The 21,067-nt window shown below is 48.4% G+C and carries 20 protein-coding genes, 7 pseudogenes and 1 riboswitch; of the genes and pseudogenes, 15 read left to right on the top strand and 12 right to left on the bottom strand.

Going from position 1 to position 21,067, the window contains the following annotated elements:
* Positions 1-9: 9 nt before the first annotated feature.
* Positions 10-1,204 (top strand): annotated as a pseudogene (locus JCM11969_RS01710) (class I SAM-dependent methyltransferase).
* A gap of 163 nt (positions 1,205-1,367) precedes the next feature.
* Here the strand turns inward: JCM11969_RS01710 and JCM11969_RS01705 are convergent.
* From JCM11969_RS01705 to JCM11969_RS01680, 6 genes and pseudogenes are all read right to left on the bottom strand, one after another.
* The gene (locus JCM11969_RS01705) at positions 1,368-1,694 is read right to left on the bottom strand and encodes a helix-turn-helix domain-containing protein (RefSeq protein ID WP_054707470.1); all 327 of its coding nucleotides are present in this window, start codon (positions 1,692-1,694) and stop codon (positions 1,368-1,370) included.
* A gap of 2 nt (positions 1,695-1,696) precedes the next feature.
* Entirely contained in the window at positions 1,697-2,068 is a 372-nt protein-coding gene (locus JCM11969_RS01700; RefSeq protein WP_054707467.1) for a hypothetical protein, read from the bottom strand.
* Positions 2,069-2,562: 494 nt separating this feature from the next.
* Positions 2,563-4,859, bottom strand: a pseudogene (locus JCM11969_RS01695) (ABC transporter ATP-binding protein/permease).
* Positions 4,860-5,017: 158 nt separating this feature from the next.
* Positions 5,018-5,527, bottom strand: coding sequence for a PAS domain-containing protein (locus JCM11969_RS01690; protein ID WP_054707464.1), 510 nt, complete (start codon positions 5,525-5,527; stop codon positions 5,018-5,020).
* A gap of 29 nt (positions 5,528-5,556) precedes the next feature.
* Positions 5,557-6,450: a hypothetical protein gene (locus tag JCM11969_RS01685; RefSeq protein ID WP_054707461.1), complete on the bottom strand. Its 894-nt coding sequence runs from the start codon at positions 6,448-6,450 to the stop codon at positions 5,557-5,559.
* Positions 6,443-6,703: an NADPH-dependent FMN reductase gene (locus JCM11969_RS01680; protein WP_054707457.1), complete on the bottom strand. Its 261-nt coding sequence runs from the start codon at positions 6,701-6,703 to the stop codon at positions 6,443-6,445. Before JCM11969_RS01680 ends, JCM11969_RS01685 begins: the two co-directional genes overlap by 8 nt.
* A gap of 335 nt (positions 6,704-7,038) precedes the next feature.
* Here JCM11969_RS01680 and JCM11969_RS01675 point away from each other — a divergent pair, with 335 nt between their 5' ends.
* The 8 genes and pseudogenes from JCM11969_RS01675 (at position 7,039) to JCM11969_RS17485 (ending at position 11,615) form a co-directional block, all read left to right on the top strand.
* On the top strand, positions 7,039-7,857 hold the full coding sequence (locus JCM11969_RS01675) for an LPXTG cell wall anchor domain-containing protein (protein ID WP_054707454.1): 819 nt from the start codon (positions 7,039-7,041) through the stop codon (positions 7,855-7,857).
* On the top strand, positions 7,858-8,226 hold the full coding sequence (locus tag JCM11969_RS18455) for an NEAT domain-containing protein (protein ID WP_054707451.1): 369 nt from the start codon (positions 7,858-7,860) through the stop codon (positions 8,224-8,226).
* Positions 8,227-8,261: 35 nt separating this feature from the next.
* A complete protein-coding gene (locus JCM11969_RS18450) occupies positions 8,262-8,720 on the top strand; it encodes a CD1107 family mobile element protein (protein ID WP_054707449.1) in 459 nt (152 codons plus the stop codon).
* A 1-nt stretch (position 8,721) separates the two neighbouring features.
* Complete coding sequence (gene isdE / locus JCM11969_RS01660; protein WP_054707446.1) at positions 8,722-9,603, top strand: heme ABC transporter substrate-binding protein IsdE; 882 nt, start codon at positions 8,722-8,724, stop codon at positions 9,601-9,603.
* A 73-nt stretch (positions 9,604-9,676) separates the two neighbouring features.
* Complete coding sequence (locus tag JCM11969_RS20185; RefSeq protein ID WP_369523175.1) at positions 9,677-10,078, top strand: iron chelate uptake ABC transporter family permease subunit; 402 nt, start codon at positions 9,677-9,679, stop codon at positions 10,076-10,078.
* Positions 10,079-10,089: 11 nt separating this feature from the next.
* Positions 10,090-10,625: pseudogene (locus JCM11969_RS20180) on the top strand (FecCD family ABC transporter permease).
* Complete coding sequence (locus JCM11969_RS01650; RefSeq protein ID WP_054707443.1) at positions 10,615-11,403, top strand: ABC transporter ATP-binding protein; 789 nt, start codon at positions 10,615-10,617, stop codon at positions 11,401-11,403. Before JCM11969_RS20180 ends, JCM11969_RS01650 begins: the two are co-directional and overlap by 11 nt.
* 41 nt (positions 11,404-11,444) lie before the next feature.
* Positions 11,445-11,615 (top strand): hypothetical protein, encoded by a 171-nt coding sequence (locus JCM11969_RS17485; protein ID WP_156319222.1) that lies wholly within the window; start codon positions 11,445-11,447, stop codon positions 11,613-11,615.
* Positions 11,616-11,743: 128 nt separating this feature from the next.
* Here the strand turns inward: JCM11969_RS17485 and rpsN are convergent, their stop codons facing one another.
* Complete coding sequence (gene rpsN / locus JCM11969_RS01645) at positions 11,744-12,013, bottom strand: 30S ribosomal protein S14 (protein ID WP_054707440.1); 270 nt, start codon at positions 12,011-12,013, stop codon at positions 11,744-11,746.
* A 382-nt stretch (positions 12,014-12,395) separates the two neighbouring features.
* Between rpsN and JCM11969_RS01640 the strand changes: the two genes are divergently transcribed.
* From JCM11969_RS01640 to thiW, 3 genes and pseudogenes are all read left to right on the top strand, one after another.
* A complete protein-coding gene (locus tag JCM11969_RS01640) occupies positions 12,396-13,313 on the top strand; it encodes a metal ABC transporter solute-binding protein, Zn/Mn family (RefSeq protein WP_054707437.1) in 918 nt (305 codons plus the stop codon).
* A 440-nt stretch (positions 13,314-13,753) separates the two neighbouring features.
* A riboswitch (TPP riboswitch) is annotated at positions 13,754-13,855 on the top strand.
* Between the two features lie 100 nt (positions 13,856-13,955).
* A complete protein-coding gene (cytX, locus tag JCM11969_RS01635) occupies positions 13,956-15,137 on the top strand; it encodes a putative hydroxymethylpyrimidine transporter CytX (protein ID WP_054707435.1) in 1,182 nt (393 codons plus the stop codon).
* A 21-nt stretch (positions 15,138-15,158) separates the two neighbouring features.
* A pseudogene (gene thiW / locus JCM11969_RS01630) lies at positions 15,159-15,608 on the top strand (energy coupling factor transporter S component ThiW).
* A 40-nt stretch (positions 15,609-15,648) separates the two neighbouring features.
* Here the strand turns inward: thiW and JCM11969_RS01625 are convergent.
* The 5 genes and pseudogenes from JCM11969_RS01625 to JCM11969_RS01605 form a co-directional block, all read right to left on the bottom strand.
* Entirely contained in the window at positions 15,649-16,092 is a 444-nt protein-coding gene (locus tag JCM11969_RS01625) for a GNAT family N-acetyltransferase (RefSeq protein WP_054707432.1), read from the bottom strand.
* A 681-nt stretch (positions 16,093-16,773) separates the two neighbouring features.
* A pseudogene (locus JCM11969_RS01620) lies at positions 16,774-17,228 on the bottom strand (MarR family winged helix-turn-helix transcriptional regulator).
* Between the two features lie 16 nt (positions 17,229-17,244).
* Positions 17,245-18,196 (bottom strand): annotated as a pseudogene (locus JCM11969_RS01615) (FAD:protein FMN transferase).
* A gap of 2 nt (positions 18,197-18,198) precedes the next feature.
* Positions 18,199-18,480, bottom strand: coding sequence for a LysR family transcriptional regulator substrate-binding protein (locus tag JCM11969_RS01610; RefSeq protein WP_054707429.1), 282 nt, complete (start codon positions 18,478-18,480; stop codon positions 18,199-18,201).
* A gap of 34 nt (positions 18,481-18,514) precedes the next feature.
* Positions 18,515-19,123: a LysR family transcriptional regulator gene (locus JCM11969_RS01605; RefSeq protein WP_054707426.1), complete on the bottom strand. Its 609-nt coding sequence runs from the start codon at positions 19,121-19,123 to the stop codon at positions 18,515-18,517.
* A gap of 263 nt (positions 19,124-19,386) precedes the next feature.
* Here JCM11969_RS01605 and JCM11969_RS01600 point away from each other — a divergent pair, with 263 nt between their 5' ends.
* The 3 genes and pseudogenes from JCM11969_RS01600 to JCM11969_RS20645 form a co-directional block, all read left to right on the top strand.
* Positions 19,387-19,815 carry an NADPH-dependent FMN reductase gene (locus tag JCM11969_RS01600; protein WP_225353081.1) on the top strand — a complete coding sequence of 143 codons (429 nt, stop codon included), beginning with the start codon at positions 19,387-19,389 and terminating at the stop codon, positions 19,813-19,815.
* Complete coding sequence (locus JCM11969_RS18445; RefSeq protein WP_225353080.1) at positions 19,805-19,948, top strand: hypothetical protein; 144 nt, start codon at positions 19,805-19,807, stop codon at positions 19,946-19,948. The genes JCM11969_RS01600 and JCM11969_RS18445 overlap by 11 nt, the downstream gene beginning before the upstream one ends.
* Positions 19,945-20,877 (top strand): annotated as a pseudogene (locus JCM11969_RS20645) (NADPH-dependent FMN reductase); the annotation flags it as partial. The gene JCM11969_RS18445 and the pseudogene JCM11969_RS20645, both read left to right, overlap by 4 nt.
* Positions 20,878-21,067 lie beyond the last annotated feature (190 nt).

Here is a 21,067-nt window from a genome sequence, read left to right as displayed (position 1 = left end):
GAAAAATCGGTGTTAGAGAAAACAGTATATCGTCAATTACTTAGTCGCGCATTTAATATCCCAGTTGCAGTCACATATTGATGGTAAAACGGAAAACTATGGTGAGGGCGATCCGGTTGTTAAAATCAAGATCAACAGAGATATTCCTATCAAGGAAGTCACTGCGTCACCAACTAGCGTGTTAGCTGAAGCGTACATGAAGAAGGACATTGAAATCGATGGCAGCATTCAAGCCTTGGTCACTGCCGCCTTCAGCAACACGGGGAGTTTCTTGACAAACAACCCATTTTTGAAGCACTTACCAAAAACGAGTCACTCTGAGAAAGCTAGTGAAAAGGACATCCAATCTCACTACGATATTGGGAATGATTTTTACGAACTTTGGTTGGATGACACCATGACTTATTCATGTGCCTACTTCGAACACGAAGACGACACGTTGGAACAAGCCCAAATGAACAAGGTGCACCATATCATCAAGAAGTTGCAGCCAGAACCAGGCAAGCGCTTATTAGACATCGGGAGTGGTTGGGGCACATTGCTGTTCACGGCCGCCGAAGAATACGGTCTGAACGCTACTGGGATCACGTTGAGCCAGGAACAGTACGACTACACGAAACAACAGATCAAGGAACGTCACCTTGAAGGTAAAGTCGACGTCATCATGGAAGACTACCGTGAGATGAACGACAAATTCGACTACGTGACCTCCGTTGGGATGTTCGAACACGTTGGTAAGGAAAACTTGGGCACCTACTTCCAGAAGGTCAGTGATCTGATGGAAGATGATGGTCGCGCATTGATCCACGGGATTACCGGTCAACACGAAGGTGCCGGGATGGATCCATTCATCAGCAAGTACATCTTCCCAGGCGGTTACATTCCAAACATGGCTGAAAACTTGACTCACGTGATGGATGCTAAGCTGCAATTGGCAGACTTGGAACCACTGCGTCGTCACTACCAAAAGACACTCGAAATCTGGGACGCCAACTACCTCAAGGTCTTCGATAAGGCCGTTGACAAGTACGGCGAAGAATTTGCCCGGATGTGGGACATGTATCTTCAAGCATGTGCCGGCTCATTTGAAGCTGGTAACATCGACGTGATGCAGTACCTGTTGACGAAGCAGCCTAGTGGGACTGGGTTGCCGATGACTCGGGACTACATGTATGAGGATAGTAAGGCAAAGCAGACGAACTAGTATCGTCTTTGTCTAAAACACTGTAATACCATGTAACAACTTAAAAAAATCTCGTTGACGATTGGGTCGACGGGATTTTTTCGTTCCTATGATTATTATTAATAAAAGTGTGTCTAGAAATGATATCTAAACACGCTTTTTACACGCTAATAATATTTTATAATTACTCTGGGTGGTGCTCTGTGCTCACATTATCTAGTGCATGAGGATCCTCGTCTAATAATTGATAAAATTGTTTAGCAACGTCGCTGGGGCGATGACTGCCGTTCTCCCATGATTCAACGTCAGTGGTGGAAATATCCAATAATGCGGCGAATTGCTGTTTAGTTCCTGCAACTTTTTTGCGAATACGGATTAGGTCATCAGGTTTGTAATCAGGGACGTCCCGGACTTCCATTGTGACGGTTTCAATGTTTGTTGGCAGACCGTTTTGCTCGTCTTCTAATTCTTTGATGCTCTGTAATATCGTACTTTCTTTTTTCTTCTGCATGATTAATGGGCTCCTTTATAGCGTCGAATGAAGCTTTTCATTGTGTTCTTTTCAAAATCCGACAGGGTCTCTTGACTGTGCTTGCTATAAACCTTGAAAAAAAGCAATTCGTCATTGAATGGCATAAAGTAGATGATACGATACCCACCACTTTTTCCATAGTTTACGATATTAGCGGAAAAACGCATCTTTATGGCACCACCTGTGTGAGGAATCATATCACCTGGAAAAGACCTACCATAATTATTATCTGGTGTGTTTTTTAAGTAATTGATAAATTGGAGCCTTAATGACACCTTATCTAGTTCTGATAAGCCTAGTTTCTGCCATTCATTGTTGAAGGCCTGGGTATATCTGAAATTAATTTTGGACATATGGTTCTCCTTTTTCAAGGCAAATCAAGTATACGATATTGCCATAGTATTGCAACTGAAATGAACAAACTGTTGAACTGCAGTTATCATTTGAATTGTTACAATAGTTAAATACGTTTTAGGAGAGACATTTGTTTTTTTAGTTTAGCAATGAACGCATTTCTAACGTCTATACAACACAAAAAGCGCCTAGTAGTTAATACTTGCTAAGCGCTTTTTTTGGTGAATTTGCCTATTATTTGGCTAGTTTAGAAAAGCATTCTCTGCCTCATGGTGAAAACGAGGGATCGTGTAAAGAACGCTGAACCAAAAGTCAGGCCCGGACTTTTCAATCACTGTGTGCTTTTTGACTTCTGGTTTTCTTGGCCTCATTGCCGAAACGTGTTCCGCAGGGCACGGGGCTAACGTGTAACGGTCTCTGGTCTAAAAGTCAGACCCGGACTTTTAGACCAGAGACCGTTACACACCGCCCCTAAACCGCCCTGCTCCACACTCTACTCCGTTCTCAAAGCCGTCGCCGCATCCTTCTTCGACGCCATCCGTGCCGGCACATGCCCGCCCAAAACGGTGAGCACGGTACTAATCAAAATCAGCACAATGGCCGCCACAGGATTCAACTGCGCGACGTTGCTCAAATTGGTCATACTCTTGAGCACGATGTTGATTGGGAAGGTCGCAGCCCATGCGATGAAGATACCGATGAGTCCCGAGGCCACCCCAAGAATGGCGGTTTCGGCGTCAAACACCCGGGTGATGTCCTTCTTCCGCGCACCCAGTGCTTTGAGGACCCCGATTTCTTTCGTCCGTTCCAGTACGGAGGTGTACGTGATGATGCTGATCATGATCATACTGGTGACCAGCGAAATACCGGCAAACGCAATCAGCACGTAGGTGATCGCGTCCATCAGGCCACCGGTCAGCTTGGATACGGAACCGGCCATATCGGTGTAGATGACCTTATTGGCCTTGGATTTTCCTTTGTTATAGGCGTTCAAATAACTGAGCACCTTATCCTTATTCTTGAAATTATTCGGGTGGATCATGATGCTCGATGGTGTCTTGGAACCGCCGAGGGCTTGAATGACCTGCGTCTTGTCCGCAGAAGCACTCAAGGTGGCGCCGGTCAGCACGTTTCGTGAACTGGATTTCTGCGCTTTGACGATGGCGGAGTTCGCGTTTTGATCGACCAACGCCTTGGTCAAATTGTCGCTGTACGCAAAACCGGTTGCCAGAATATTCTCCTCATTTGCTGACCGGACCCGCAGGACACCAACGACGCGCAACGTTTTGTTGCTGCTGTTGCTGTACATGGTCTTGTAGTCGGTATTCGGCAGGAACATGCCGGCTGCGGACTTGTAGTAGGTGTCGTTGTCGACGGTCTTAAACGTCGTACCAACGATCTTGTTGAAGTCGACCTTTTGGTTATTCTTCACCTTGAAGCCCAGATTCGTCAGCGCGTTGATGTTCGTCGAGTTGTCCTTGTTAATAATTAAAACGACATCCGTGGTCTTAGTCGGGTAGGCGCCGGCCATCACTTTGTAGTGCTTCTTGAGAAAGCTGGTCTTGCCTGATTATCAACGGGGTAGGAGGAAACACCAATGCCCGCTGAACTCGCCAGTGCGCTCGACATGTTCAGGCCGCTAGATTTAGACTGACTCTCGTTAGACAGCTGGACCGGCTTGATCTTACCGTTCACATCGCGCAGCAAGTTCATACCGGTTGTGTACGTGATCCCGACGTTCTTGCTGTATTTTGGATTGAGTCTTTTCACATAGTTTACGTAGTTTTGCGTGATTTTATTAGTATGTTGCGCCTTATCCTGGTCACTGATTTGCGCCACGACGGACTTTTCCTTAGAAAAATGTTCCTTTTTGCTGGTGTCGTTGGCCGTGGTCTGGGAGGTGGCAGTCTGTGAAATCGTCACTGGATACTGGGCCAGGGTATTGGATTGCGTTTGATCGATCTGTTTCTGGAACCCATTTGACAGGGCGAGAACGACTGCGATTCCGATGATGCCAATACTGGAGGCAAACGCCGTCAGGAAGGTTCGCCCCTTCTTAGTGCGGATGTTAGTAAACGACAATTTTAGCGCTGTCCAGTAGGTCATTTTCGTCTTGGTCAGGTGAAACTGTTCGTTTTCTTCCAGCTCATTGTAGGGGTTCGTGTCATCCACGATTTTCCCGTCTTCGAAACGAATGATCCGGTCGGCATATTGGTCGGCGAGGTCGGGGTTGTGGGTGACCATGATGACGAGGCGCTCTTTTGACAGTTCCTTAATGATCTGCATAATTTCTTGACTGGTTTCGGTATCCAATGCGCCGGTCGGTTCGTCACACAGTAAAATTTCCGGGTCGTTGGCGATCGCCCGCGCAATGGCCACCCGTTGCATTTGCCCACCAGACAGTTGGTTCGGCTTCTTATACATATGGTCTTCCAACCCGACACGTTTCAGCGCTGAAATGGCCTTTTCCTTTTTCTCGGCAGTGGGCACACCACTGAGTGTCATACCCAACTCAACGTTGTCGATGATGCCCAGGTGACCAATCAGATTGTAACTTTGGAAAATGAAGCCGACCGAGTTGTTCCGGTACGCGTCCCAGTCGGAGGCTTTGAACTCCTTGGTGGACTTCCCCTTAATAATCAAATCGCCGGAGTCATAGACGTTCAACCCGCCAATATTGTTTAATAACGTGGTCTTCCCAGAGCCACTGGGGCCAAGGATCGCGACAAATTCCTGTTGCCGAAATGAGACGGACACATCATCTAACGCCTTCGTGGTCGTGTCGCCCACCTGATAGTATTTTTTTTAATGTTGCAGTTCGAGCATGTGATCCCCTCCATTTTTTGAAACGGATGTGTGGGTAAAACCAATAATGTAACCGATTTCACACAGTTGTTTAATTCTGATTATAGGGGTTGGGATTGGAAAGTCAACGAAGAACGAGCTAGTCAAAAAAGACACCGACCGCAATGGCCAGTGCCTTTAGTTAGCAGTGTCTTACTTTTTATCAACGTAATATCACGGCTGTTTTCAAGAATCTTAGTCCCCTTGATCGATTGCAGGTGCGCGATGTCACCGGTGAATTCGAAGCACCCAAGGTACTTGCCGTCTTCATCACGGATAGCGAAGTATGAAATGTAGACCATCTTACCCTTTAGTGGCAGCCAGAATTCAAATTGGTCACGGGTGCCGGCGTGAAATTCCTTGAGGATCTGTTCCACTTTATCGCTGGCTTGCTTTGGGTGGCATTCCAGCACTTCTTCGCCAACTTGTTTTTGCGTCCGGCTGAAGATCCGGTTGCCGTCATCGGTAAACCACTTGAAATGGTCGGTGGCGTCCACAAAGTCAACTTCGAAGGGCAGGGTGTTCAACAGGACGCGCAGGGTTTCCAACGGAATATCGCCAGTGGGGAAGTGTAAAACGTCATTGCTGTCTAAAGTCACTTTTTTATCAGTCATGTTAATTTCCTCCTATATGTGAAGCGTTGTTAGTGTTCAGAAGCACCGGTCGTGGCATCAGCCGCAGCCGGTTGGTCTAAATCAGAAGAGTAATCGCTGGTCGTTTCCTTTGATGCCCCCGTAGTTGCATCATCGTGTTCGGAAGCACCAGTGTTGGTGTCAGTTTCCGGCTTTGGATCGTCTAAGTCTGAAGAATAGGTGGGCCCATCGTCCGATTTATGAGATGCGCCAGTAGTGGCATCTGCTGGTTTCTCGGAAGCACCGCTAGTGGCATCCGTTCCCGCAGCCACCGGCGTGTCTAGATCAGACGAGTAGGCCATGCCGTCAGCCGGTTGTTTGGAAGCACCAGTCGTGGCATCAGCGGCCTGAGCCGGGTAGTCGAGGTCGGACGAATAATCTGACGCCGTATCCTTTGAAGCACTTGAGGTCGCATCAGTGTACTCAGAAGCACCAGTCGTGGTGTCGGTCGTCGGCTGTGTCGGTGCATCCAAATCAGAGTAATAGTCGAGGCCACCAGCTGGTTTCTTCGATGCGCTCGCAGTCGCATCGGTCTTCACAGGGTGGTCGAGGTCAGACGAATAATCTGGCGTGGTGTCCTTTGACGCACTGGTCGTGGCGTCTGGCTGCGTGTCACCAGTTGGCACGTAATTGAAGCCCATATAGCCGGTAAATTTGTTAAAACAGTGGTCTAACCACTTAACGGCCAATGGATCAGCCAGCTCGTCACCGTTAAAGGCGGCAGCAACGTCGGTCAGAACAAACTGATCACCGGTGAGTAACCCGGCATTTAGTTCGGGCGACCGTAGAATAGTTGAAAGATTGTCGAGTGCGTCGTCAACGCCCTGGTCATCCAGGGATGCGCCAACCAGCATCGTTGGCTTGTTTTTAAACGAATGGCCCGCCACCGCCAGCCAATCAAGCACGGAACTTAGCTGATGGAATGGCATGGTGAACCTGTGGGGTGCCAATGATTACCCCATCTGAGGCAGTAATAATTTCAAAAATGGCTGAAACCTTGCTAGGAACTTCACTAATATCCTCAGAAAAAAGCGGAATGTCGTTTATCTCACAAAGCGTGATGTCTGCGTCGCTTGAAAAGTGTGTTTTCAGGTAATTTAACAGCTGACGGATGTAAGATTTTTGCGAATTCGTTCCGACAATGGCAACTAATTTCAATATGACCCCTCCTTTATAAAGAAGAATGTAACCCTTTACACTGTTGATTATAGTTTATTCCGAAAATATTTCAACCGTATTCCGTATATACGTAAAATAGGTTTCTAAAAATAGATATTGAGAAAAGTTGCTACAATAAGGCTTTTCGGTTGACGTAAGCACAATTTTGCACGATAGTTATTTTGTTAACGCTTTTATTTAGACTGGTTCTAATCACCTGATAAATGAATTGTTCAAAAATATACAAAATAATGGGGCGTATATTCTATAAAATATGCTAAAATCGAGTTAATAATTATTACGGATATATGTATTCGTTGTGAGGAGGAAACAAAATGAGGTTAAAGGGGTTAAGAAACATTATTGGGATCCTTGGGGCGCTGGTGTTTTTTGCGCTGGGGATGAGCGCGGTGACTACGCAGGCGCATGCGGATAGTAGTTCTTCAAGTTCTTCATCTTCTAGTCAGCCAAGTCAATCTTCATCTATTCCAGGAAAGACAGTTGATCCAACTACAGGATGGACATACGTTGTACTTCAGGCTGACAGTAACAGTAAATCAATCGCCGACCAGTACTACACTCACGTTGCTAAGATCACACCAATTGCTGACAACAAATATCAAGTAACGTTGGAAGTTAGCTATGCCAAGAGTCTCGGCATGGGTAGTAAAGGCGTTGTTCCATTGACAATCGACGGGCAGAAAGCTCATAATGTAACTTATGGGACGTCAGGTAGCAATTATACCGTTACTTATAGTTTTTACATTGATAATTTAGATGCGTTAAATAACGTCATTGATGGGACGATTCACGTCACCGTCCCAGTAGCTAATATCAGCCAAGACTTCGGTGTTCGATTCAAATTCAGTCACGCCGCCTCTGCTGATACCGGTTCAACTGGTGCTGATAAAAAAGATTCTTCTTCACCAGCCACAACAAACGGCAACGGCTCAGGCACCACAGCCACGGCCACTTCACCAGACAAAAAGGCTACAGCAACCGTCAACCCAGGCAGCAACAATGCCACGGGTTCATCAAGCAAGAGTTACCTGCCACAAACAAACGAACAAAAACAACAAAGCCTCATGATGCTTGGCTTCTTGGCCGTCGCATCCCTGATCGGCTTTACAATCTACAAAAGGAGACACGCATAAATGAAAAAAATAGCGACACGTTGGTTAATTGGACTTGTGATGACGATTGCGGTTTTGATCGGCATTCAAGGGCAAACGGCCTACGCGAAATCCATTAGTTATCAAGCTTTAACATACGGCACCAACAAGACGTCGATTGCCAGCGGCTACTTTGTTCATCCCGCTAGTGTCACCGTCAAAAATCATAAGTACGTTGTTACCATGCGCATTAAAACGGCGAAGAAGTTGACGTCCTATCCCGTTAAGGTCTTATCCGTCAACGGTGGCAAACCGCAAAACGTGCGTAAGGTGAATGATAGTGCTGGTAACTCTAACCTGTACTACTCGTTTACGACCACGAACCTAAAAAACGGATCAATGCGAAGCTAGCCATTGATGTGCCAAAGGTTTACAAGGCCAATCACATGATCACGTTTAAATTCAGCACGGCCGGTCTCCCTAGTTTGGCGAGGCAAGGCAGCGCGGCGGTAACGACTAAGGCTGATACTGCAAGCACGCAGCCCAGCAAGGGTCAATCATCGACTGCAACAAAAAGCCAATCTGCAAGTAATCGTGAACCAAACGAAAGTAGTTTAAGTGCGTTAAAGGCCAAGAACGAGAGTAGTTCAAAGGCGGCTAGTGCGAGTGTTGCGCCTAAGAAGGACAGCAGCAAAGCCAGTTCTAGTTCTAGCAGCGCTTCAAGTAGTGTTGGGGCTTCAAGCACGCCAAACCAAACGGCGAAGGCCGAAGATAAAAAGGATCAGAGTCAACCCAAGTCGAAAACGCCCGTGTTGATCGTCGGCATCATTGTGATCATCGTGGTCGTTGGCGGCGGGGCCTTCTGGTTTACCGGCGGCCGTGGCCGTCACAGTGGGGGGAATTAGGGTGAAATCGCCTCGAAAAATTGCCGGTATCGTGATCGGCATCATCATTGTTTGCGGAATTGCGGGCGCGTTGGCCATTCATGCCACGTCGTCTAAGTCGAAGAACGCGCGCATTGTCGCAACCACATACGGGATCGTACAGATTACGAATCGGCTAAAACTCCCATTGGTGGGGGTGCCGACAACCGCAAATAAGATGCCAGCACGCTACAAAAACGTGAAACGCATTGGCAGTCCGATGAGTCCGAGCGCGGAAAAGATTGCGTCAACGCACCCGACCACGGTGTACGCGGTCAGTGTGTTGAAGGATCAGTTTGGCAAGTCGTTTAAGCAACAGCATATTAAGCCGCATTTCTTATCGTTACAGAGCGTTGCTAATTTGAAGTCAACGCTGACACAAATGGGTAACCAGTATGACCGCAAGTCGGAAGCCAAGTCTGCCGTTAGCGAGATCAATCAGGCTGAAACGAAGGCTAAGAATCGGGCCGCGGGCAAAACTAAACCGCGCGTTCTAGTCCTAATGGGGCTGCCAGGGGCCGGTTATATGATCTGCACCAACAAGTCATACGTAGGCGACCTTGTTCGGCTGGCTGGCGGGAACAACGTCTTTTCGTCAAAGACGCAATCCTATGTGCAACCCAGTGATGAGGCAATTGCTAAGGCTAAGCCCCAGGTGATCTTACGCCTCGAACACGCGATGCCGACGATGGTCACCGAACAATTCAATACTGAATTTAAGCAGCAATCATTTTGGAAACAAACGCCAGCGGTGCAGCAAAAACGGGTCTATGACCTGCAGGAGCCAAACTTCGATGCGACAGCGAACATGCATGCCGCAAAGGCACTGGGCTTGGTTTCAAACTGGTTGTATCCAGCGAAATAGGATGATTAAACCAGATGTTCGTTGTGGACGTCTGGTTTATTCTATACATATGACAAAAAGGAGGAACTACCAAATGTCAAAAGCAGGCTGGGCATACACCGTGGTCTTGATCGGCCTCATTGTGACCTGCGTCATCGCGCTGATGTGCGGCGTGACCTTCTACACGCCAACACAGATCTGGCAGGCATTTTCGGGTCAACGGCCAGCCATTTTAAACAATATCCTGACGTTTCGGTTATCGCGGATCATCGCCAGTATGGTTGGCGGTGGTGTCCTCGCGGTGGCCGGCGCATTAAGCCAATCGGTGTTCCGAAACCGGTTGGCTGACCCAACGATTCTCGGGGTGACGAGTGCGGGCGACTTGTTCATTTTACTGGGCGGCTTTGTGTTGCCGGCGTTACCGTTTGAAAAACTGGTGTTGGCATTGTTAGGGGGTGCTGTCGCGTTGGCACTGCTGACCAACCGGCGAACCTGAGTCAACCGTATATGCTGATTATTGTTGGGGTGGCGCTGAACTTGACTTTCCAGGGCTTCAATACCCTATTTACACAGGGCATCAGTGTGACCTCTGATACCAGTCTCAACGGCATCACGTGGTCATCAACGCTGATGTTGCTCCTTGTCGGCTGTGTGGGCTTGATCTTGGCGCTGATCCTCTCGCCGTGGGCCAATAATCTAAAATTATCGGATGAACAACTCATGACAGTCGGCATTCCCGTGAAAACAATGCGCGTGGGCTTACTGGCGCTGGTGGTTTTTTTGTCAGCAACAGTGACGTCGGTTTTGGGCACAATTCCGTTTGTCGGCATCATTGTGCCAACGTGGCGCGAAAACTGGTTGGGCATGATTATCAGACGTTGATTCCATTTTCGTTACTGAGTGGGGCTTGGTTACTCTTGATCTGTGATACGGTTGGTCGGCTGATTATTTTACCGAGTGAACTGCCTGTGGCCACATTAATGACTGTCATTGGTGGCCCATTCCTGATTTGGCTTGTCTTGAAAGGGGGTCTTGGCCGTTGAACTGAAACACGTTAGTTTTGCGTATACTCCGGATCACCCGCTGGTAAAAGACTTCACTGCCCAAGTACCAGAAGGCCAAATTTTGACGATTTTGGGGCCAAATGGCGCGGGTAAGTCGACGCTCTTAAACTTATTGGATGGTCAGTTAATGCCTAGTGAGGGCGAAATTTTGCTGGCTGATAAGCCGTCGGCAGATTATAGTTTGAAGGATCGGACCGCTCAGATTGCGGTTGTGAGTCAGCAACACCAAACATACGATGACATGACTGTCCGCGAAATTGTTAAGATCGGCCGACGTCCGTTTCATGGGTTATTGGATACGGTGACGGATGCTGAAGTAGCGCCGTTTTTAGATCAGGTTCAATTAACGGCATACGCTGACCGGGCACTGACTTCACTTTCTGGTGGTCAGCAGCAACGCGTATGGATCGCGATGGCCCTGGCACAGGAACCGAACTATCTGTTGTTAGATGAACCAACGACCTATTTGGACATTCGCTATCAGGGCGAATTGATGGCGTTGATCAAACAACTGCAACAGGATCAGAGCATGACCGTTATCTTGGTGCTGCATGATATCAACCAGGCGTTGCAGGTGAGTGATGCGGTCTGGCTAATTAAAAATGGGGCGCTGGTTCAGGCTGGGACGCCGCAGGATGTGATTAATGAGCAGTTGTTGAGTGATGTGTTTGAGATGACTGTTCGGATTGTGGACCTGCCGGATTACGGGCGGTATGTGATTCAAGTGCCGGAGGTTGTTGGACAGGATTTTGATTAGGACACTTATATATACGAAAAGCGTTCCGAGGATGGTCTTTTTTGACCGGGCTCGGAACGCTTTTTCTTTGGATGTTTGGGGATTTTTATTTAGGAATAGTGTTTGATGCTTTTTATGCGGAGGGCTTACTTTATTTAGTGAACCTTCCAATTTTTTTGGAGTGGGTTTTCGTTGATTTAGTGCTTGTTGCTGCGCTGGTTTTGGCAACGTAGCCGAAACGTGTTCCAGGGGGCTGAGGGCTCCTGCGTAAGGCACTTCGACCCAAAAAGTCAGGCCCGGACTTTTCGGGTCAAAGTGCCTTACGCTCCGCCCTCAAAGCGCCCCCTTCCACACTCTTATACTACCAACTAGCCTTCTTAACCCCCGGAATCTGCCCTAAATGCGCATACTTGCGGAAGTTCAACCGTGACATTTCGAACTTTCTCATATAGCCGTGGGGACGGCCGTCTATTCTGTCTCGGTTGTGCAATCGGACTGGACTTGAATCCTTTGGTAACTTAGCTAATGCTTCGTAGTTACCCTCTTTTTTGAGTTGCCGACGGATGTCAGCGTACTTTGCGACTAGTGCTTGTTGCCGTTGGAACTTTGCGATTTTTGATTTCTTTGCCAAATTTTGGCCTCCTAATGATGTAGTGTTTGGGTAATGGTGTTGGTTTTCTCGGCCACCGTGCCGAAACGTGTTCCGCAAGGCTGAGGCTCCTGCGTAAGTAACTTCCGGCACAAAATCCAAAACCGGGATTTCTACCGAAAGTTACTTACGCTCCGCCCTCAAAGCGCCTTGCTACACACTCTATAAAATGATCACGAACAATCTACCATATTCAAAAAGAATAACGGTTACGGTTTAGAATTATGCCTGAAAGTCGTTGTTAAAGCAAGTAAATAGCTTACGAATTTGTAAAACGTAACATTTACTATTTACAAAACTGGTTGACTTTGGTAACCTTTAAAACGTAATAATTACTATTTAAAATCATTTGGAGGTTATTGGTATGTTTAAAGGTAGATTAGAACGTAGTTTGGTCGCGATAGCAGCACTGATTGGGATTGGTGCCGCTTTGACCGGTTGCGGGAAAGCGTCGACTAGTAGTAACGGCCACAAAATCGATGTGGTCACGAGTACTGATTTTTATGGTGGCGCGGCTAAGGCTGTGTTGGGCAACAAGGGGACGGTGCATTCAATCATCAATAAACCATCAGTGGATCCCCACGCCTATGAGCCAACACCGGCTGTGGCCAAGCAAGTGCACGCGGCGGATGTGACGGTCGCAAACGGTATCGGCTACGATAGCTGGATGACAAAGCTGACGGCAAATAGTAAAGCGACTAACATCAAGGTCGGCGACGATCTAATGGGTAAAAGAGACGGCGACAATCCGCATATCTGGTATAATCCGGCAACGATGCTGAAGCTAGCAAATCGACTAGCAGCAACCTTTGCGAAGGCGCAGCCAAAGAACAAAGCCTACTTCGAGAAAAAAGCGCAGACCTACATTAAATCACTGAAAAATATCCAGACTGAGATCACAACCATCAAACAGTTAGCCCAAAAATTGCCGAATAAGCGCGTGTACGTCAGCGAACCGGTCTTCGACTATGCGTTGGAAGCAACTGGTTTTAAGGTCGCAAACAAGTCATTTGAAGAGGCTATTGAAAACGAAAGTGACCCATCGCCAAAGTCTATTGCGGCAATGCAGGCGGGCATTAAACACCACAAGGTTGCCTTCTTTGTCAACAACAGCCAGGTCACCAGCAAGACAACGCAAAATATTATGAACCTGGCAAAGGCCAACCACGTACCGGTGTTACAAGTCACAGAGACATTGCCAGCTGGCAAGAATTACGATCAGTGGATGATGAGTCAGTACCGGCAGTTGACGAAAATTTTGAAGACTGAAGTCGGAAAATAGCGGGATGTCTGTGTCTGGTTAACCAATAGTCATGAAAAATGAGTCCATTCAATTATGACTTGAGAACAACCGGCAGTCACCACGCCATGAGAAGCAATGCTTTTAATAGGCTAGGCACAGTCGAGGGCGGATTTCTCTGCAAACAGTCTTTGATTATATTTCGATAGTTAACAAGTGGAAAAAGTAATTTCAATGTCAGTGGAATGCAGTAATTTGGCACGGCGCTGTGGTGTCGACATCAGTTGGCGACCGTACTTTGGTCGGTTACTGATGTGCGAGACGATGAAGATCCATTCGAGAGCTGCGCAGCAGAAATCGAATTAGCTTCATCGCGAGCCACTTCAGCGTCGTGCCAAATTGCGGAATGCAACGGACGCTTAACACCATCATTTTACAGACTTGCACAGAAACAAATAAACCGATAAAATTAAACTAAATTGAAAACGCACTAGGGGTGCCAGAAATGGCTGAGATAGAAGAAATTCTGATCCCTTCGAACCTGTTAAGTTAATTCTTGCGAAGGAAAGTGTCGACATCCATCGGGTAAAATAAGGATCTCTCACTGGTTGCGGTTAACCGTATTCAGTGAGAGATTTTTTGGGTTAAAGCGTCCGATGGCAGTTAAAATGAGGAAGGTTTCACTTGGGTAACACGAAGTTGAGCGGTTTGTTCCTGTTGTGGGCGGGGGCCGCGATTTCCATCGCTGAAATTGTAACGGGGACGCTGGTAGCGCCGCTGGGTTGGCTGGAAGGGCTGACGGCGATTTTGCTGGGGCATTTGATTGGCTGTTTTGTGTTTCTGCTGCCGGCTGGCTATTTGTCGGCTAAGCGAGACCAGACGGCGATTCAAGCAACAGGCTCAGTGTTTGGCAGCGCTGGCGTCGGGTTGTTTTCGATTCTAAATGCGGTTCAACTATTGGGCTGGACGGCGGTGATGATCGTCAACGCACAACAGGCGATGAACGGAATCGCTAAAACGCTATTCCACTACCAGTCTGCGGTGGTGATGTCAGTGATTGTGGCGGTTCTGATCGTTGTTTGGCTGCTGATGGATCACAACTGGCTGTTCAAAATTAACAACGCAATCGTTATTCTGTTAGCCGTTGGCATGCTGCTGATCCTATGGACGATCATTGCCCATAGCGGCGGACACACTGCGTCCAATTTGGCACCCATGAGTTTCGGGTCGGCTGTTGATTTGAGTGTGACCATGGCGCTGTCGTGGCTGCCGCTGATCGGTGACTACACGCAGCATACTGACAAACCGTTTCAGGCCAGTTTGGCCAGTGTCAGCGGCTACTTTGTGGCCAGTTTCGGCATGTTTGCGTTGGGGATGTTCACCGTTATTTTAACCGGTGAATCCAATTTTACAGTGGCTCTGTCGCAAACAAAACTGGGGTTGATTGCGCTGTTTATCATTGTGTTTTCAACGGTCACAACAACATTCATGGACGCCTATTCGGCAGCAACGAACATTGCTAATTTGGTCAAAGCCAAGCGCGTTAATGTGATTGCTATCATCGTTACTGTGCTTGGTTTGGTGATTGCGCTGGGCGTTTCTATGGCGTACTACGAAAACTTTCTGTACGCGATTGGGGCCGTTTTTGCGCCGTTGTTTGCGATCCTCTTCGTCAGTGTGTTCTTCATGCACGCACGGCTAGCCGTATGGTTGAACTTTGTTTGGTGGTTAATTGGTGTGGTGGGCTATTCCTGGCTGCAGAAACTGGACTTCTTTTTGGGGACAACGTTCTTCCTGGCGCTTATTTTGGGTGTCGGCGTCTACCTGACTGGTCTGGTGGCTAGGAAATACCCATTGCTGGACTAGACAAAGGGGTTATTTGGTCTCATGACAAAACGCGTTTACTATCTCGCCATGACGTCGGTGCTGGTGGCACTGGGCGTTATTGGTGGCAGTTTATTTGAATTTACGGTCGGTGTTGCCAAGGTGGCACCAATGCAACATTTGATCAATGTGGTTTCAGGCGTGTTACTCGGGCCATGGTTGGCAACCACGCAAGCGTTTTTAACGTCCTTGATCCGCAACTTGATGGGAACGGGTACAATTCTGGCGTTTCCCGGCAGCATGTTCGGTGCTTGGTGAACTCATTGGCACAGGCATTATTGGCGCCTTTGTGGCTTACCCGATTGCTGCGCTATTTCTGGGAACGAAGGGCGCACTTTGGTGTTTGTCCCGAGCTTTTTCTTGAGTGCTTTGGTTGGCGTGATTGTTGCCTACGTTGTGCTGAAAAGCATGTGGGCGACGGTGATCAAACCGCAAATGGATCGATTGAAATGAAAAAAAGCGATGGTCACCAGTAACCCGGTGGACATCGCTTTTAGTTTTGTTTTGGCATTAATACCATATCTAAGTGTGGAATATCATCTTCAAGATAAACATCAGATTTAGGTTCAAACCCAAATGATTCATATAATTCTTGTAGGTATGCCTGCGCTTGAATCTTGATCGGCTTATTCGGGAAACGTTGTGCAATCACGTCCAGCGTTTCTTGGACGATTTTTCTGCCAAGGCCATCTTTCCGAAATTGGTCAACAACCAGTACCCGACCGAAATTTACTTCGGTGTCTCTATTCATGACTCGGGTGTAGGCTTGTAGGTCGCCATTATCGTTAAAAAGGGCCACGTGCAGGTCGTCGAAATCATCATCGTCCACTTCCTGATAGGGACAGTTTTGCTCGACCACGAAGACCGCAACACGGGCTTTAAGGATGGTAATCAGTTGTTGGGGTGTCAGTTCATCAGTTTGTTTGATAAGAAGCATACGCATTCCTCCCATGAATTAAATGAATGCATCGAGTATAAAACTATTTTGTGGTAAATGCAACTAAAACTATTTGTAACGTGTAGAATTAGATGATTTATATAAATCTTGTATGCCGCTTCGTTCCGCCGGTCGGCCCTGCAGGCTGAGGTGGGTCGCTTCGGAGCTATTGAATTTCCTTTCAGAAATTCAAGGATTTCCTATGTCTCCCGTATTAGTAGCCGACCCCAAAACGGTCGCTAACTAATACCGACACCACAACCTGCAATGCCGACCGGCTCCACTACGCTACAGCGTGCAATCTTGATAGAAACTGCTTGCCAATACGTATCTAAATTAGGTCAACTGATCGTCTGGTCGCAATCCATCCTAATACTGCAACTGAACTAGCATACCTGAAATTGATTGACTAGCAGTCGAGTGCGGATTTCTCTACAAACTGTGTTTGACTGTATTTTGATACTTAACCAGCGTAATCAGTAAGCTCACTGTGAGTGGAATGGAGCAATTTGGCACGGAGACATGGTGTCGATGTCACTTGATGGCCGTTTTTGGGCCATTTAGTGACATGCGAGACGATGAAGATCCATTCGAATGGCGCACAGCGACAGTCGAATTAGCTTCATCGCGAGCCACTATGGCGGAGTGCCAAATTGCGCAATGCAACGGACTACATACACCTTAGTAAGCTCGCTGATGCCCATCCTTAACCAGCGTCCAATCAGCCCAACATTCTGTGCCATCTGGTTCGTCAGTTCAAGTAATTTCTGCCGGTCGGCTTCACTGATACCGGTCAGGGCGACTTCATTTGAGTAGTCGTTTTCCCGTTTCAGCGTTGGGTAAACGGCCATGCCCTTATCCGTTGCGAACAGTGCCTTATTCTTATCGTTACCGGGCTGTTTGCGCCGTTCAACTAGCCCGTTTGCTTCCAGTTTTTTGATGGCTCGGGCAGCGGTGGAACGGTCGATCTTCACCAGTTCGGCCAAGTGGCTCTGGACGATACCAGGATGCTCGCAAATGCGCACGAGGTACACGTACTGGCCTTTTGTGAGGTCGAATTGTTTGAACTCCACGTTGGCAATGGCGTCCAGTGCGCGCGCAATCGTGCCGATATTTTTTAAAACGTCATCTTCCATTTAATGACCTCCGATCCTAGTGGGTGCTGATCATGTGGTATTCACTATCAACTAAGCGGAAGGTGTCTTCCAGACCGCTTGTGACGGCGACTTCGTGGTTCCGAGTGACAAAGACAGCCTCAAGTCCCGGTTGGGCTTCGATCAACGCCGGTCCCTTTTCCATGCCTTGATAAAACGCTTGGGTGGTCCAAATATCACCGTCGATGGAGCGGTCGCTGACGATGGTCACGCTGGCCAGGTCGTTTTTGATCGGGTAGCCGGTGTGCGAGTCAAACATGTGGTGGTATTCTTGGCCGTCAATGACGAGAAAGCGTTCGTAGATGCCAGATGTGACCAGCGATTTTTCAGCAGTGTTTAGGACGCCAGCTGGCACATCCCGTTTTTCGTCCGGACTCTGAATCCCGACACGCCATTTTTGGTCGTCATGGGTGCTGGGTCCGACTAACAGAATGTTGCCGCCGAGGTCGATGATGCCCGTTTTGACGCCGCGTTGCAGCCACAGCGTTTTGATGGCGTCGGCAATGTAGCCCTTCGCAATGGCACCCAGGTCGAGTTCCATGCCTTTTTTTGTCAGGAAAACGGTCTGGCGCTCATCGTTGAGTTCGATGTTGTCTGGGTCGATCAGCTGCAGCCGTTCTTGAATGTCGGCGTCCTTGGGCAGGTTAGCGCCGTCGAACCCGATGGCCCATAGTTTAACGAGCGGGCCAATGGCAACGTTAAACAAGGTGCATGGCGCTCACCGCCACCGCTCGTTTGACCAGCAGGTAGGTGATGGGCGATACCCCAACGGCGTGGTCGCCCGCCGCGTGGTTGATGGACATGACCTCAGACTCATTCCGGTTGACGGTCAGCAGGTCTTCGTAGTGTTGAATGAGTTGGAAACCGGCAGTGATGTCGGCTTCAGTAGCGGGTTCGGCAACGGTCAAATTGATGGCCGTGCCCAGTCCGTAAAATTCTTTATGCAGCAAGATTAGTCGCGCTCCTCGTGTGTGGTTTCAAAAATTCTGGTTGCTAGGTCGATAAAGCTTTGCGCCTGTTTTGTCGGCTCATTTTGATTGTTGTAAACGATGGCGATGTCGCACTGTAATGCGGTGGGTGTCAATTTGATGACCTGGGTCCGTGCCAATAATTCCGGTGTGAGTGCCGACTGTGGCGCAATCGTGGCACCCATACCACCGGCTGTGAGACTCATCGCGGTGGTAATGTTGGCGGTGCGCAGTACGATGTTCGGCCGGACGTTGTACTTGGTCAAATAACTGTTTACGATCCGTTGAAAGCCGGTCCGCTCAGTTTCGACAACGAAGTCCTTGCCGTTGATCAGTGGCTGATGTCCAGTTGTTCTTCGGGTACGTGTTCGATTGCCCACTGTTTTGGCAGCAGTAGCGCACCGCCATCGGTATACAGTCGCTGATAGTGCAGGCGTTCGTTATAGGCTGGCGTAATGCGACGTACAGGTCAAGTTCCTGGTTCAACACTTCTTCTTCCATTGTAGCAGACGTTTTCTCGCTGAGCTGCACCTGAATCTGCGGGTAGCGCCGGTGAAATTCAGGCAACACGGCAGGCAACACCACCTGGGCCAGCGATTGGTTGACGCCGATAGTGAGTCGGCCGACTCGGTTATCCGCAAAGTTATTGAGGTCGTGGGTCATGGTTTGATAATCGGCAACCAGTTTGCGGACTCGGTCGAGGTAAAATTCTCCGGCGTAGGTGAGTTTTAACGGATGTTCGGTTCGGTCGAGAAACGAGATTCCGTACTGTTTTTCCTGATTGCGGATGATCTTGCTAACCGTGGGCTGGGTCATAAAGAGTGCTTCAGCGGCCTGTGAGACATTGCCGTAAGCCTGGATGGCCTCTAATATCTGAATCATTTGGCGTTCACGTTCCAACTGTTTCACGAAATAACCCCCTTCAAACGTGGTAGATAGTTATAGTATGCCAAAAACGGCATAGTTTTTCAATTAAGAATCTATTTCACAAACAAGATTAGCCGTTGCATAATGGTAGTGTCAAAATAGATAAGAAAGCGTTTTAATTTTATGCTCACCAAATAACAACTGGGCGCATCAACCTGCCAACCAGCTCACTTTCTTAAACACGTTGGCCGCGGGGACTTACCCGCGTTGTGTCAGTACTAACTCCATTATTTGAGGTGAAAACTGTGAAAATAACGGCACTTGTTGGATCAAACTCGAAACACTCGTCTAACCGCAAACTCTTACAGTTCATGGCCCGTCACTTTGACGACCAGGATATTACGGTGGCCGACATCGACCAGATTCCAATGTTTAATGAAAACTATCCGGGCGGTGACCCTCAGTCGGTCATTGACCTGGCGCACCAAATAGAATCGTCGGACGCGGTCATTATCAGTTGCGCCGAACACGCGCACACGGTGGCCTCGTCACTGAAGAGCGTTATCGAATGGTTGTCCTACAATCTTCATCCGTTCGCCAACCAACCCGTCATGATCGTCAGCGTCTCGTCGAAGCCACAGGGTGGCTCGCGTGCAGATGGCCTTGCGCGGCATCCTGAACTCGCCCGGTGTCAACGCGGAAGCCTGGCAGGGCAACGAATTTATGCTGGGTAACGGCGACACCGCGTTTGATGACAACGGTGACCTGAAGGACGCTGGGACTGTTAAGTTTCTCGAGTCTTGCTTCAGCGACTTTTTGACGTTTGCTGAACGCAAGAACATGGGTAAAAAGGAGGCCGCTAAATGAAAATTGCTGCCATTGTCGGCACGAACGCTGACTTTTCCTATAACCGTCTGCTGCTAAAGTACATGAAGAAACATTTCAAGCAGCTGGCTGACATTGATGTGCTGGAAATTGCTCAGCTACCAGCATTTGACCAGGATCTGTCCTACGAAGAACAGTCCATGGCTGTTTGGCAGTTCAAACAGGCCGTGAAGAACGCGGACGGGGTGATCTTCTCGTGTCCCGAGTACGACCACGCCATTCCAGCGGCGCTAATCAGCGCCATTGAGTGGCTGTTCTACAACCCTAAGAACATCTTAGAGGAAAAGCCAACGATGGTCGTTGGCGTGTCTTACGGGACACAGGCAACGTCGCGGGCACAGGAACAAGTGCGGGCCATTCTGGCTTCACCTGACTGTAACGCCGCCGTGTTGTCCGGCCATGAAGTACTAGTTGGCAAAGCTGCCAGCAATTTCACCAAGGACGGCAACATTACCGATGCCGCTGCTGTGAAGAACCTGGAAGAAAGCTTTACCAGCTTTGTTCAACTGATTGATGCCTTAGAAAATCGTACGAAGGAGGATGATCTTATGACTTTGAAACAACCATTCGTCAACGAAGCCTATATTAACTTCCCTACTGGCCGGCTGACCTTTAAGGAAGCCCAACAGATTTTTAGTACCATTCCGTTTGAAATTGATTTAATTGACCGGACCGACCACTTTGCTTGGTACTCCGATAAACCAAATCGTGAGCACGTCCGCCACGTGAATGAAATTGGTGAAACCGTCGAGGAATGTCACCCACCGAAGGCCTTGCCTGCTGTCAAAGCCATCATCAATAGTTTCAAGGATGGCTCACGGGACATGGTCGAACGGCCATTGATCATGCACGGTCATCGAACACTGATTCAGTACTATGCCTTGCGTGATGTAGACGGGTCATACCTTGGCACCATCGAATTTACGGGTAGTGTGGAACACATTATCGGCTTATTTGAAAAGGGTGCCTTTGCGGATGTCATGAGCGGTGCGTCAAAGCACGGGTCAGACGCTGCTGATACGACCACCGCGGCTTCTGAAGCCACCGGTGCGCCAGTGGACGATGCTGCGGATGGTGCTGCTGACGCAACGACCAGTGCGT

This window comes from Secundilactobacillus paracollinoides DSM 15502 = JCM 11969 (assembly GCF_001311135.1).
Classification (GTDB): Bacteria; Bacillota; Bacilli; order Lactobacillales; family Lactobacillaceae; genus Secundilactobacillus; species Secundilactobacillus paracollinoides.
The sequence above is the reverse complement of the archived record's forward strand: the minus strand, read 5'-3'. Positions and strand labels throughout refer to the sequence as shown.

Bases quoted from the DNA above. Each gene is read 5' to 3' on its own strand.
- JCM11969_RS01705 (WP_054707470.1), bottom strand. From the start codon at position 1,694: ATGCAGAAGAAAAAAGAAAGTACGATATTACAGAGCATCAAAGAATTA.
- JCM11969_RS01700 (WP_054707467.1), bottom strand. From the start codon at position 2,068: ATGTCCAAAATTAATTTCAGATATACCCAGGCCTTCAACAATGAATGG.
- JCM11969_RS01690 (WP_054707464.1), bottom strand. From the start codon at position 5,527: ATGACTGATAAAAAAGTGACTTTAGACAGCAATGACGTTTTACACTTC.
- JCM11969_RS01675 (WP_054707454.1), top strand. From the start codon at position 7,039: ATGAGGTTAAAGGGGTTAAGAAACATTATTGGGATCCTTGGGGCGCTG.
- JCM11969_RS18455 (WP_054707451.1), top strand. From the start codon at position 7,858: ATGAAAAAAATAGCGACACGTTGGTTAATTGGACTTGTGATGACGATT.
- JCM11969_RS18450 (WP_054707449.1), top strand. From the start codon at position 8,262: ATGATCACGTTTAAATTCAGCACGGCCGGTCTCCCTAGTTTGGCGAGG.
- JCM11969_RS20185 (WP_369523175.1), top strand. From the start codon at position 9,677: ATGTCAAAAGCAGGCTGGGCATACACCGTGGTCTTGATCGGCCTCATT.
- JCM11969_RS01640 (WP_054707437.1), top strand. From the start codon at position 12,396: ATGTTTAAAGGTAGATTAGAACGTAGTTTGGTCGCGATAGCAGCACTG.
- JCM11969_RS01625 (WP_054707432.1), bottom strand. From the start codon at position 16,092: ATGCTTCTTATCAAACAAACTGATGAACTGACACCCCAACAACTGATT.
- JCM11969_RS18445 (WP_225353080.1), top strand. From the start codon at position 19,805: ATGCTGGGTAACGGCGACACCGCGTTTGATGACAACGGTGACCTGAAG.